The organism is Phocaeicola coprocola, from assembly GCF_041333015.1.
GTDB classification, from domain to species: Bacteria; Bacteroidota; Bacteroidia; order Bacteroidales; family Bacteroidaceae; genus Phocaeicola; species Phocaeicola coprocola.
This window is the reverse complement of the sequence record NZ_JBGKGM010000001.1, coordinates 743694-757913: the sequence shown is the minus strand read 5'-3', so window position 1 is coordinate 757913 and position 14220 is coordinate 743694. Positions and strand designations below refer to the sequence as shown.

Sequence of the window (14220 nt, the reverse complement as noted above, 5' to 3'; positions counted from 1 at the left end):
ATATTACAATTCTCTAAAGATTTCACCTACTGTTGGGTGCGGAAAAACAAAACGTTTAAAATATTCCAGATTACGGTGTTCTTCTACCATCATACCTCCCAAGACAATTAACTCGGAAGCAGGATTTCCCAATATATGTACGCCAAGCACCGTATCTTTATCGTCTACCAAAACTTTAATAACTCCATTTGAGCCTTCATTTTCAGCAACAAACCGTCCTGAATATGCCATGGGCAATTTCACTGTACGATATGAAGTACCATTTGCCTGCAACACCTCTTCTGTCTGCCCTACAGAAGCAATTTCCGGATTGGTATAAACAACTCCTGGAATAGCACGGTAACTCATTTCTTCCGGCTCACCCAAAATATCTTTTACGGCTATTTCTGCTTCTCTCACAGCCGTATGAGCCAGTAAAGAAACGCCATTCAGATCACCACATACATATACTCCAGGAACAGAGGTACGTAAATGAGCATCGACACGGATATGCCTACGCTCTGTTAGCTCCAGATTCAGATTTTCAAGACCAAAGCCTTCTGTAACAGGCCGACGACCTACACTCATCAACAGCTTATCGGCACATATACTGTTTGCTCCATCCGCATTTTCATAATGTACATGTATTCCTTCGTCATCCTGTGAAAGACTGGTTACTTTGGCGCCAAGCAGGAATTTAACTCCTTTCTTTGAATATTCTGTGCGAAGAGAAGCCGCAAGTTCACAATCGATGCCATTCAAGATTTCATTCATCATTTCGATGACGGTTACTTGTACTCCCAAGCTGGAAAAGAAAGAAGCAAACTCCATTCCGATAACTCCTCCTCCTACAATAGCAAGCGAACGAGGCAATTCTTTATTATCGAGTGCATCACGGTGAGTCCAATAACTAACCTGATCAATACCTTGTATCGGAGGAATAACAGTCTGACTACCTGTACAAATAATCAGATGTTCACATTCGTACGTTTCATCTGCACAACGTACAGTATTCTTATCCACAATATAAGCTTCTCCATTAACAACAGTAACCTGCTGTGCTGCCAGTTTAGCCTTAATGCCTAAAACCAGTTTACGGACAACCTTGGCTTTTCGTGAAATAATTTTCGGCAAATCAAAAGAAGCGTCTGGTACACTTACAGCATATTTCGATGCATGACGGGCATAATCGTATACTTTAGCTGAATAAAGCAATGTCTTCGTCGGTATACATCCTTCATTCAGACAAACACCTCCCAAACTATTCTTTTCGAACAGAACAACACTCAATCCAGCCTTACCGGCAGCTTCGGCAGCTGTATATCCGGCAGGACCTCCACCAATAATTGCAAGTTGGAATTTCATATTATTTTATTTAGATTAATAGGTTTCAATTTATATCAGCTCCAGTTTTCGTATTCCATATCCGGATAATATTCGTATAGAGTATCTACAAACAATTCCGGCTCCTGTAAAGGATACCACCTGTCACTTTTTTCAGCAATGATACGCAGAGCTTTACGCTGGGGGTCAAAATACACTTTGGTAATTCCCTTCAAAACGACCTTTGAAAAGCCTAAATAACAAACTACATGTACTGTTCCATCATCATCTATCCGGTATTCTTTTATTTCTTCGAACATGCAGAACAATACATCAAGTATAAAAATCAATACCATAGCAAGTACCCAAAGTCTTTCCTGATAATAGATTATACCTAATATAACAGTCAGGACAAGAGCACTTATAAGAGTTTCACATATAAATCTCTTTACCGATTTTCGAGGTTTGAAATTTTTCATAAAACATATTTTAGTTATCGATCATATCTGTATTTTCGCCACTTTTCATTTTTTTCTGTACCCATCGGATAAAATCTTCCGCATTTTGAGGAGAGACAAAAACTTTTTCATGTTTATCACCGACACGATAAGTTATCTCAACTCGATGAACAGAAAGGGCAGGAGCAATGGAGAAAGAATTTACTTCGCACATACCGACAATAGTATTCAGTAATATAGTTTTATCAGCCACAAAGCGTCCTGTTTCAATCAATAACTTGCCACTACCCGTAACAATATAACGTGTATGTATTAACATTTCAATTTCAAATATCATCACAGCAGCAACCAATAATGTGGCTATGGTATAATGAAACCAAAAGAAATCGAACAATAAAAAAGCAGTTACAGCCATCAGTAACCAGTACCACCAGTCTACTTTAGAGTGAAAAGTCCTGTCCATTATATCTACAAGATTTATTAATTCTTTGTGAAGATAGCAATTTATCACCGAAAACCATACTTATCATAAGGTTCTTTAGAAAAAAAAACAAAGAGACAGTGCTCTCATGTCAGTTTTTTTGTAGTTTTGCAACAATATATACATATTTTATTATGGTAAGAAAATTCGATTTTCTCGTTATCGGTTCAGGAATTGCCGGAATGAGCTTTGCGCTGAAAGTTGCGCATAAAGGTTCGGTTGCACTGATCTGCAAAGCCGGACTAGAAGAAGCCAATACCTACTATGCACAAGGAGGAATTGCTTCTGTAACGAATCTGAAAGTGGATAACTTCGAAAAGCATATCCACGATACAATGGTAGCTGGCGACTGGATTAGCGACCCGGAAGCTGTAGAAAAAGTAGTGCGTAATGCCCCTGCTCAGATTGAAGAATTAATAAACTGGGGAGTTAACTTCGATAAAACCGAAAACGGAGAATTCGATTTACATAAAGAAGGAGGGCACTCTGAATTCCGCATTTTACACCATAAGGACAATACTGGAGCAGAAATTCAGACGAGCCTGATCGAAGCTGTAAAAAAACATCCTAATATCACAGTATTTACCAGCTTCTATGCTGTAGAAATTATCACTCAGCATCATCTTGGCATCATCGTAACCCGTCATACACCAGGCATTAAATGTTTTGGTGCTTATGTATTGAATGAAAAAACAGGAGATGTAGATACCTTCCTTTCAAAAGTCACAGTAATGGCTACAGGAGGATGTGAAGCTGTATATACCCATACAACCAATCCGCTGGTTGCCACTGGTGACGGTATCGCAATGGTTTATCGTGCTAAGGGACTTGTAAAGGATATGGAATTCATCCAGTTCCATCCAACAGCCTTGTATCATCCGGGAGACCGTCCTAGTTTCTTAATAACAGAAGCCATGCGTGGATATGGAGCTGTATTAAGAAATCTCGGCGGAGAAGAATTTATGCAAAAATATGATCCACGTTTATCACTTGCTCCGCGCGACATCGTAGCCCGTGCCATAGATAGTGAAATGAAACAACGGGGTGAAGATCATGTATATTTGGATGTAACCCATAAAGATCCGGAAGAAACAAAGAAACACTTCCCCAATATTTATAAAAAATGTCTTAGCCAGGGTATAGATATTACCAAGGATTATATTCCGGTGGCTCCTGCTGCTCATTACTTGTGTGGCGGTATCAAAGTTGACTTGGACGGACAATCTAGCATCAAACGTCTGTATGCTATTGGAGAATGCTCTTGTACCGGATTGCATGGAGGAAACCGTCTTGCTTCCAATTCGCTTATTGAGGCTATCGTGTATGCAGACTCTGCTGCGAAACATGCTTTAAGCGTTCTCGACCGTTATGACTTCAATGAAGATATTCCTGAATGGAATGCAGAAGGTACAATCAGCAATGAAGAACGCATCCTGATTACTCAAAGCATGAAAGAGGTAAATCAGATAATGGAATCATACGTAGGTATCGTACGAAGCAATCTTCGTCTTGTTCGTGCATGGAATCGTCTGGACATCTTATACGAAGAAACAGAACGATTGTTTAAGCGTGTAAAGGCTTCACGTGAAATCTGTGAACTGCGTAATATGATTAATGTCGGCTATTTAATTACGCGTCAGGCTATGGAACGTAAAGAAAGCAGAGGGCTACATTACACCATAGACTATCCGCATCCAGCCAAACAACAAGACAATACCGAAGTTTTATAAAATCCACTGTTGATAAAACAAAAAGGAGTTGTATCTCGTTGATACAACTCCTTTTTATATTATGCATCCCAAAATTCTAGATTTAAATCCCTATTCTTTAAACCAATACTTCGGTAAATTTTTACCGAAGTATTGTATGAGAATACAGATTTTTTACAAAACAACTCACTTATTGCAAAGAAAAATTGTTCTTATTTCATTCACCGATAATTCTTGTGCAATTAATGGCATTTTCTATTCATTTATATACAAAAAGGGACTTACATTAAAATTATATCTAAAGTAAGTCCCTTTATAGCCTATAAATGTAAATTTAGAAAGATATAACCATTATCATTTTAAACGTATTACTTCAGAATATATAGCTTGGTCAGAACCGGAAGGCCATAATGCAATACGACCAAACAAAGTACCACGTTTCAGAGCAGTTTGAAACATTTGATGTTCGGCATAATCTCTTGTTTGAAATACATAAGTCTTACCTCCGTCTTTGTATTCAGCCATGTTATCAGTTTCATCATATCTATCCACATTATGATTATCATCACATAAGAACTGTGTAGTTCCCAATAATAACATCACACGGTCAATACCCTTTCCTGCAACATTATTAACATCGAAGGAAGCATTAACCTTATTTCCATCAAGAGTTATTTTTGCATTATCAACCAAATAATATGGTTGCACATTTACATCAACATTAGCATAACCATTCAGATCAATATATATTGTATCTCTTCCTTCAGAAGTCCATGGACCATGTCCTGCTTTTGTTATCAACTGATATTGCCCATCAAAAATACAAATCGAAAATTCTCCATTTTGATTAACATGTACATTAAATGGATCATGAAGTTCATAACCACTTTGATACAATTGTAAAACAACACCTTCATTTCCTTTTAACTGAAGTGGTCTACCTTGATATACAACTCGTCCGGTTATAAAAGATTCAGGTTCATCATAATTATCTTTCCGACAACCAGACAATACGACAATCATCAAAACAAAAAATGATAATATTTTAATCAACTTTTTCATCATTGTATTATTTTTATATTATTGATAAGGATTCTTTACTAACTTAGGATTATTATTTAACCATCCATTGTCTATTTCTCCATAATAATCAGCTTCTGTACACTTATATGGATTAGTCCACAAGCCTAACTTAGCCATATCTTTTTCAATAAAGACCCATTTTCCATCATTCGGATCTCCTGGTGCAACAACTTTATACGGCCATAATCCGTGACGCTGTGCTGTTCTCGAGTTGGGATCTCCATTCCATAACTTATGAGCCTCCATAAATCTTTTTAAAGTCCACCAGCGATGTCCCTCAAATGCAAATTCCACACGATACTCATGAATCAACTTATTTTTATCAATAGAAGTAAGTGGATTTACACCAGCGCGTTTACGTACCTCATTAATATAAGACAAAGCTTCAGAATCACCTTCATCTCCACTTATCATCCACTGAGTTTCAGCCGCAATTAAATAGGCCTCTGCAATACGAAAATGTACATTCCACATAGCAGATCCTCTACCAATAGTACCAGCAGCAGGAGTTTCATCCAAATATTTACGAATATAGAAGCCTGTACGATTAATCTCTCGATCGTCACCTCCTAATGGACCATTATTAGCAGTAATCAATCGATGTTCATCATCATATGAATTACGTGCTCCCGTTAATTCAACCCATTTTCCATCTTTTTTTATCAGCTGTCCAGCCTGTATTTCAATATTTTGTCCTGCAAAAGTAGAACCCGGCACAAGAATTGTCCCCATCAATCTAGGGTCTCTCTGTTCAAATAACTCTGTAGGAGAATCATAGAATACCAGATTATTCAATTCGGTATTACCTTCATTCCATTTACTTGCATCGAATTGTACAGATGTACCCAACTGTGATGCATCAGCATCAATAGGTTCAAACGCTTCAACAAGTTCCAAAATTACTGAAAGTCTATCACTACCTGTATCCTGTTCTATACTCTTAGGCAGATTGTTTTTGGTAAACTGATGAGTTTTTCCAGGAGAAACAAAGTCAAAAGTCCAAATAACTTCACTATTACCATCCTTTTGACATACTGCCTTATAGAAATTATCAGCTAAAGCTTGATGGCTCTGATCATTTGAAAACATTAACTTATATGGACCATCGTTTATAACTTCTTTAGCAGCAGTTAAAGCTATTTGATAATATCCCTTTGCTTTTTCAGCAGGAATTCCCACTTCTCCTCCTTTTGTTCTAAGTCCCGGATGTTCTTCTACATTATTATAAGTAGCTAACGAAGCTGCATATAAAGCAGCACGCGCCTGAAGCATTTTGGCTACCCAATAATTTGCACGCGCATTATTTTTATTGGTTTCCTTCGACAAGCCTTTAGCAGCCTCCTCACACTCACTGATAATGTAGTCGTATAAATCAGACTCAGTACTACGTGGAATCTGTAAGGTAGAAATATCCATTCCTGGAGTATATGAGAAAACCTGATCACCAATAATAGGAACTCCTCCAATAGAACGACCTATACAGAAATAAGTCCAAGCACGAATAAATCTAGCTTCAGCAATATATGCTTTTTTAGCATCTTCACTTAAAACAGGAGAAGACTGTACTCCATTCATAAAAACATTCAGGTCATGAAACAAAACGTAATTATATCCGTTTCTCCAATTATTACGTCCCCAAGCTCCTTCTTGGCTACGGTCATATGTGATTACTTCATCTAATAAACGCCAAGCATCAGAATCTTCAATTTTCTGACCAAACATTACACGACCATAAAAATTAGCCAATACAGATTTCATCAAAGCTTCGTCACCATAGGTTTGATCCTGGGTCAAAATAGTATCTGGTTCTTGATCAAGAAAATCACTGCAGCTGCCAAACATCATCATTAGACATAAAGAAGCAGTATACAAATATTTAGTTTTCATCATTTTTAAAATTTAAGATTTACACCAAGATTTATTACACGCATTGGAGGATAATCCAATCCATTATCACTAGCACATTCAGGGTCCATTAGACTTTTAATATTAGATATAGTTAATAAATTTGTGGCAGATAAATATACTCGTACATTAGTGATACCAGTATGAGTTAACCAAGATTTAGGCAATGTATAACCAAACTCTAAGTTACGCAACTTTATATAACGCACATTATGTAACCAATAAGTACTGCTATCATATGCACTTGTCTCATCTGAAGGCAAACGGAGCATTGGATATTTTCCTGGAATTAATTCACTATCTGGATCAAATGGATCGGACAAATGCCAAGCATCTGTCAAGACTTCACTAGGATTGTTTCCATCATTTTGAAATGGACGAGCAGTTTCATAACGTTGCCACCAAGAAGTCATTCCAGAACCAGTCCAATCCATTGCTAAATCAAAACCTTTCCAAGAAGCAGATAGATTAATACCATAATTCAAAGTTGGAGTACTGTCTACTCGATAGCCAATAGGACGCTCATCATATCCATTGATCACTCCATCACCATTTTGATCTTTATACATAATATCTCCAGGAACAACAGTACGATTACCTTTACGGTCATTATCTATTGGATAGTTAGCAATCTGTTCCCAACTTTCAAAACGTCCAATAGCTTCATATCCCCAATTAACATATCCTACACGATGCCAAATACTGTTTCTATATTCATGCCATGAGTTGCTAAAACGAGGCTTATACTGTTCCCAATCCCAAAAACGAGAATAAGTCATATTAGCACCTATACTATAATGAAAATCATTTATATTATCAGACCATGAGATGGATGCATCAAAACCACGATGCATATCTGAATTCAAGTTTTCTTGTGGCAAGCTAAAACCTGCTTCAACAGGTATAAGAACGTCATATCTTTGGGCAGGTAGTCCTTCACGTTTACGCTGGAAAAAATCCACCTGAGCATTCAATCGATTATTTAAAAATCCCAAATCTATACCAATATCCAAAATCTTTGCTGTTAACCAAGACAATGTTTCATTAGGAAGTCCACGAGTAGCAGATCCGACAACCCATTCACCGTCAATTACAGCTCCACCATTATTATAGGTATATCCCGGTAAGAAATCATATGGAGAATAATTACTTACATTATCATCACCTACTTCTCCATATGAAGCTCTAATTTTTAAATTAGTAACTATTTCACCTATTTTATTTTCTTTCCAAAAATTTTCCTCTGAAAGTCTCCATCCTAATGAAGCAGAAGGGAAAAAGCCCCAACGATGACCTGGACGGAATTTCCATGATCCATCCCAACGACCAATAAATTCTACTAAATATCGATCAGCATAATTATAATTGACTCGTGCCAAATACCCCATACGGGCTTCTGTACCTTTTCCTGTATCATTAAATTCTACAATCTCATTTAGACGAATCAAATCCATAGCATCTGATGTTGGAGTAGAATGAATCCACATTTTAGGACGATTACGCTTAGTTGCCTCAAAGCCAGCAACAACATTTATTGCGTGTTTCCCAAATTTTTTATCATAATTTAATTGGATATTGCTCGTCAGATCTTCTACTCTATCACGATTTCTTTCTCTATAAGGATTTGTCATACGATCGGTTACATAGTACTCCCCTGTTTTTTCATCGTATGCATACAAATTAAATTTATATTCCTGATTTTCAAGTTCTTGAAGACCAAAATAATATCCTAACATAGCTTTTGCCTTCAAGCCATCCAGTATTTCATATTCAGCATTACCATTCAATTGAATTACTCGCCAAACATCAGAAACACGTCCACTTGTATTGTAATTCAGCAATGCAAAGTTTGTTTCAGGTTGGTCAGATACCTTTTGTGGATAATTAGGATTATCATTAGCAAAAGGACGTTTAGTTGGCTGATTTTTCAAAGTTGCAAAACGAGGCAGCCACGTATCATCTACACCTGGCACTCCAGGATGACGCCGATCTTCGATACGTCCATTCATACTAGCCCCAATTTTAAACTTCTCATTTACATTCATTTCAATATTTATCTGGGCATTCGTTCTACGGAATCCACCATAGTTCCGAATAGTAGCATCCTGATTAATATGTGAAACAGCTACATAATAATTTGCCTTATCAGTTCCTCCTGAAAAATTAGTATTAATATAATACTGAGGAGCACTAATCCATATATAATCTCCCCAATCCCATCCTTGATAAGCCGGTGTTGCACCTGCCATCCATTTATCATATTCTTCTCTGCTATAACGTCTGTTTCCATCCGTTCTTCCTGAAAAAGTTTCAGCTGTAGTATAAGCATGAACATACTCTTTTACATCAGCTGGATCTACAAATTTTGAATTTTTCTGCCAACCATAATATGCATCAACAGATACTGTATTTCGCGTATTTCTTTGACCTTTCTTAGTTGTAACAACTATTACACCATTTGCCGCACGTACTCCATATAAAGCAGCAGAAGCATCCTTTAGAATAGATATATTTTCTATATCATTAAAGTCCATATTATTGAACTGACCTTCATCAGAAACAACACCATCAATTACAAACAAAGGAGTACCCATATTACGAATCTGTAAAGCGGTTGTTGCTCCCGGTGCACCTCCTTGCTGACGTGAATTTAAACCAGCAATTTTACCAACCAATGCACCACTGGCTGTCACAGCAGAAGATCTTTCTATATCTGTTGATTTTACAGAAGATACCGCTCCTGTCAAAGTAGCTTTTTTCTGAGCCATACCAAAACCAGTAACTACCACTTCATTTAAGACCTCTGTTTCCTCTTTTAATGTAATCTGTATAGAAGAAGAGGAATTTAATTTTACTTTTTGCGTAGAATAACCTATATAAGAAACTTCAAGTACAGATTTTGAGTCAACATTTAATTCGAATTTTCCATCCATATCGGAAATAGTTCCATTAGTTGTACCTAAAATCTTAATAGTCGCACCTATAATAGGAATACCATTCTCATCAACTACAATTCCTCTGACAGTGCGTTGCTGTTGTAAAGTTTCAACCGGAGTATTAACTGCCATAACATTAGCTTCAGCATAGCAATTACCTTTAGGAAACAATGTAAATGCAGCAATACATAAAGGTATTCGCCACATATTGCCATGCAACAAAAGATTAAATTTGTCTTCTTTACTCATAGTAACTAAATTTTATTGGTCAAAAATTTATTGTTTAATATTAATTTTTAAGACTTTTCAAAACTAGTAACCAATGAATATTTTTATAGATAAAAACTATCCAAAAAACGGTAATAACTATTCAAAAGAAACAATCAAATCAATTTATAATTATATAAGGCCTTTAAATTATTTCTTATTCCTAGATATCACATTATTTAAAAACAATAGACTATATATCATTCATAAATTTCAAACGGATATTCAAAAATGGTAATCAAACAGTTTCCTATTTTTCTCCATCACTATGTGAAAAACTTCTGCGAGATAAAAGTCTAACAATACTTTCTGTGCTAATAAAAATCTCTTTGAAAAGCAATATCACAATAACATGAGTTGAAAGTTACTTTATCACATAGAAAAATAGATTCTCTCTGAAAGAAATATCAACATATTTGCAAAAATTGAAAAAGTATATCTGTTCATGTATAAACTGTATAAGATTCTTGTATATAAAAAGAAAAGAGTACAAAAGATATTGTTATTATAAACACTGATACAAAAATTTTCTTTTCAGCCTGATTACAGTTAATCATTAAGCAAAATAAGTCATTATAAAGACCTATATTCAATGATACCGCATTGATAAGGTTTGCAAAATGGATATAACAAGATAGATAAGTCATCCATACTTATAGAAGAGTGGCAGGATTCATACAAACATAGTCTAGAAATCAAACTTCTTCCTCTGAGAGGTATTTCACAGATGCTACATAAATCTTTTAATGCCTCAAAAGAACTTTCGTTCACTGTTTAGAGGAAGTAAAATAAGACTTTCTTTTTTATTCAGACTGGCAAAAATTTATATTTCTCAGCTTTTACATCAAGTCGGCATCGACTCGTCGAAGGGCACTCTCCAGAAGGGCAAGAGCCGGCGGCGTTTTTTCTGCCCTCATGCAAAAAAAGAAAGCCCCGCGGCACTTGTGATGCTGCAGGGCTTCTCCTAAGACGGCGACTACCTACTCTCCCACTTGCGCAGTACCATCGGCGTGACGAAGCTTAACTTCTCTGTTCGGAATGGGAAGAGGTGGAACCTTCGTGCAATAGTCACCTGAATATCCTTTATGTATTCATGACTAACAAGCAGGTAATTCAAGCACTTCTCAAGAAGCTGAAAGTATATATCACCCATCCTTCCTGACAAGGAAAGCATACGGGCAATTAGTAATGCTCGGCTTTGGTATCTCTACCTTTACACCTGCATCCTATCAACGTCATCGTCTTTGACGACCCTGAGAAATCTAATCTTGTGGCCGGCTTCGTACTTAGATGCTTTCAGCACTTATCCGATCCCGACTTAGATACCCGGCGATGCACCTGGCGGCACAACCGGTAAACCAGAGGTCGGTCCAACACGGTCCTCTCGTACTAGTGTCAGAGCCACGCAAATTTCATACGCCCACGATAGATAGAGACCGAACTGTCTCACGACGTTCTGAACCCAGCTCGCGTGCCACTTTAATGGGCGAACAGCCCAACCCTTGGGACCTTCTCCAGCCCCAGGATGTGACGAGCCGACATCGAGGTGCCAAACCACTCCGTCGATATGAGCTCTTGGGAGGGATCAGCCTGTTATCCCCGGAGTACCTTTTATCCTTTGAGCGATGTCCCTTCCATACGGAAACACCGGATCACTATGCTCTAGTTTCCTACCTGCTCGACTTGTCTGTCTCCCAGTCAAGCGCCCTTCTGCCATTACACTCTGCGGACGGTTACCGATCGTCCTGAGGGCACCTTTAGAAGCCTCCGTTACGCTTTTGGAGGCGACCACCCCAGTCAAACTACCCACCAAGCAATGTCCTCTTACCAAGAGTTAGAATTCAAACAAACAAAGGGTCGTATTTCAACAGCGGCTCCACAAACACTGGCGTGACTGCTTCAAAGCCTCCGACCTATCCTACACATCGCGTGCCCAAATTCAATGCTAAGCTATAGTAAAGGTTCACGGGGTCTTTTCGTCCCATCGCGGGTAATCGGCATCTTCACCGATACTACAATTTCACTGGGCTCACGGTTGAGACAGCGTCCGGATCATTACACCATTCGTGCAGGTCGGAACTTACCCGACAAGGAATTTCGCTACCTTAGGACCGTTATAGTTACGGCCGCCGTTTACTGGGGCTTCAATTCAATGCTTCTCTTGCGATGACATCTCCTCTTAACCTTCCAGCACCGGGCAGGTGTCAGGCTGTATACTTCTACTTTCATATTCGCACAGCCCTGTGTTTTTGTTAAACAGTTGCCTGGACCTATTCTCTGCGCCCTCTCTTGCGAGGAGGGACCCTTTATCCCGAAGTTACAGGGTCAGTTTGCCTAGTTCCTTAACCGTGATTCACCCAAGCGCCTTAGTATATTCAACCCGACTACGTGTGTCCGTTTGCGGTACGGGTACCTCTGAAGTTATGTTTAGCGGATTTTCTCGGCAGTCTGATTACCTGCGCTGTTGGATTGTCCCGAAGGACGCTCCATACTGTCAAGTTCGGCTCTTTCCGTGGATTTGCCTGCGGAAATCAACGCCTACACTCTTTAACGGGCTATTCCGTCAGCCCGCGGCAGTGTCACTACTGCTTCCCCACGTCACCCTCAAAGGTAGTAACGGAATATTAACCGTTTCTGCCATCGGCCTCGCCGTTCGGCTGAGCCTTAGGACCCGACTGACCCTGATCCGATTAGCGTTGATCAGGAAACCTTAGTCTTTCGGCGAGGGGGTTTCTCACCCCCTTTATCGTTACTTATACCTACATTTGCTTTTCCATACGCTCCAGAATGGCTCACGCCACGCCTTCGACGCGGAATGGAATGCTCCCCTACCGATCATTGCTGATCCCACGGCTTCGGTAGACAACTTCATACCCGATTATTATCCACGCCCGATTCCTCGACTAGTGAGCTGTTACGCACTCTTTAAATGAATGGCTGCTTCCAAGCCAACATCCTAGCTGTCTTAGCAATCAGACTTCGTTAGTTTAACTTAGCTGTCATTTCGGGACCTTAGCCGGTGGTCCGGATTCTTCTCCTCTCGGGCACGGACCTTAGCACCCATGCCCTCACTCCTGCGGTAGAACTGATGCGCATTCGGAGTTTGTCAGGACTTGATAGGCGGTGAAGCCCTCGCATCCAATCAGTCGCTCTACCTCACATCAGTAACCCGCAAGGCTGCACCTAAATGCATTTCGGGGAGTACGAGCTATCTCCAAGTTTGATTAGCCTTTCACCCCTACCCTCAGCTCATCCAGAAGCTTTTCAACGCTTATTGGTGCGGACCTCCATCTGGTGTTACCCAGACTTCATCCTGGCCAAGGGTAGATCACTTGGTTTCGCGTCTGCCGCCGCTGACTTGACGCCCTGTTCAGACTCGCTTTCGCTTCGGCTGCGGGACTCATGTCCCTTAACCTTGCCAAAGACGGCAACTCGTAGGTTCATTATGCAAAAGGCACGCCGTCACACTTTCGTGCTCCGACCGCTTGTAGGCGCACGGTTTCAGGTACTATTTCACTCTTCTGTTCGAAGTGCTTTTCACCTTTCCCTCACGGTACTGGTCCACTATCGGTCTCTCGGGAGTATTTAGCCTTACCGGATGGTCCCGGCAGATTCACGCAGAATTCCTCGTGTTCCGCGCTACTCAGGATACCGCTATGCTTCGTCTTGCTTAGAATACCGGGCTGTCACCGTCTTCGGCCGAACTTTCCAGATCGTTCTTCTCGCAAAATTTCTTGCAACGACGCGGTCCTACAACCCCGTCCATGCCGTAACATGAACGGTTTGGGCTCTTCCCCGTTCGCTCGCCACTACTGGGGGAATCATTGTTATTTTCTTTTCCTGCAGGTACTAAGATGTTTCAGTTCCCTGCGTTAGCCTCCATCATTGATGGATGTTACCTCTTCAAGGTAACGGGTTGTCCCATTCGGAGATTCACGGATCAAGGGTTATTTGCACCTCCCCGTGACTTATCGCAGCTTATCACGTCCTTCATCGCCTCCGAGAGCCAAGGCATCCGCCATGCGCCCTTTCCTACTTTCCTTATCACGTGCACACTATATATTATAGTGCGGGATGAT

7 protein-coding genes and 2 rRNA genes are annotated in these 14220 nt (G+C 39.6%); 1 reads left to right on the top strand and 8 read right to left on the bottom strand.

Going from position 1 to position 14220, the window contains the following annotated elements; genetic code table 11:
* Nucleotides 1–3: 3 nt before the first annotated feature.
* The 3 genes from lpdA to ACDG22_RS03230 are packed head-to-tail and all read right to left on the bottom strand — an operon-like array spanning nucleotide 4 to nucleotide 2223.
* Complete coding sequence (lpdA, locus tag ACDG22_RS03240; RefSeq protein ID WP_270669006.1) at nucleotides 4–1344, bottom strand: dihydrolipoyl dehydrogenase; 1341 nt, start codon at nucleotides 1342–1344, stop codon at nucleotides 4–6.
* A gap of 35 nt (nucleotides 1345–1379) precedes the next feature.
* Nucleotides 1380–1781 carry a hypothetical protein gene (locus ACDG22_RS03235; protein ID WP_007567484.1) on the bottom strand — a complete coding sequence of 134 codons (402 nt, stop codon included), beginning with the start codon at nucleotides 1779–1781 and terminating at the stop codon, nucleotides 1380–1382.
* A 10-nt stretch (nucleotides 1782–1791) separates the two neighbouring features.
* Nucleotides 1792–2223: a PH domain-containing protein gene (locus ACDG22_RS03230; RefSeq protein ID WP_007567486.1), complete on the bottom strand. Its 432-nt coding sequence runs from the start codon at nucleotides 2221–2223 to the stop codon at nucleotides 1792–1794.
* A gap of 152 nt (nucleotides 2224–2375) precedes the next feature.
* Here ACDG22_RS03230 and nadB point away from each other — a divergent pair, with 152 nt between their 5' ends.
* Nucleotides 2376–3971, top strand: a complete 1596-nt coding sequence (gene nadB / locus ACDG22_RS03225; protein WP_007567490.1) for an L-aspartate oxidase — start codon at nucleotides 2376–2378, stop codon at nucleotides 3969–3971.
* A gap of 333 nt (nucleotides 3972–4304) precedes the next feature.
* Here nadB and ACDG22_RS03220 read toward each other — a convergent pair whose 3' ends face one another.
* The 5 genes from ACDG22_RS03220 to ACDG22_RS03200 form a co-directional block, all read right to left on the bottom strand.
* Nucleotides 4305–5012 (bottom strand): DUF3823 domain-containing protein, encoded by a 708-nt coding sequence (locus ACDG22_RS03220; protein ID WP_040311890.1) that lies wholly within the window; start codon nucleotides 5010–5012, stop codon nucleotides 4305–4307.
* A gap of 18 nt (nucleotides 5013–5030) precedes the next feature.
* A complete protein-coding gene (locus ACDG22_RS03215; protein ID WP_270230510.1) occupies nucleotides 5031–6920 on the bottom strand; it encodes a RagB/SusD family nutrient uptake outer membrane protein in 1890 nt (629 codons plus the stop codon).
* 5 nt (nucleotides 6921–6925) lie between these two features.
* Nucleotides 6926–10123, bottom strand: a complete 3198-nt coding sequence (locus ACDG22_RS03210; protein WP_270230508.1) for a SusC/RagA family TonB-linked outer membrane protein — start codon at nucleotides 10121–10123, stop codon at nucleotides 6926–6928.
* A gap of 985 nt (nucleotides 10124–11108) precedes the next feature.
* Nucleotides 11109–11217, bottom strand: a 5S ribosomal RNA gene (gene rrf, locus ACDG22_RS03205).
* An 86-nt stretch (nucleotides 11218–11303) separates the two neighbouring features.
* Nucleotides 11304–14183 (bottom strand): 23S ribosomal RNA (locus ACDG22_RS03200).
* Between the last annotated feature and the right edge of the window lie 37 nt (nucleotides 14184–14220).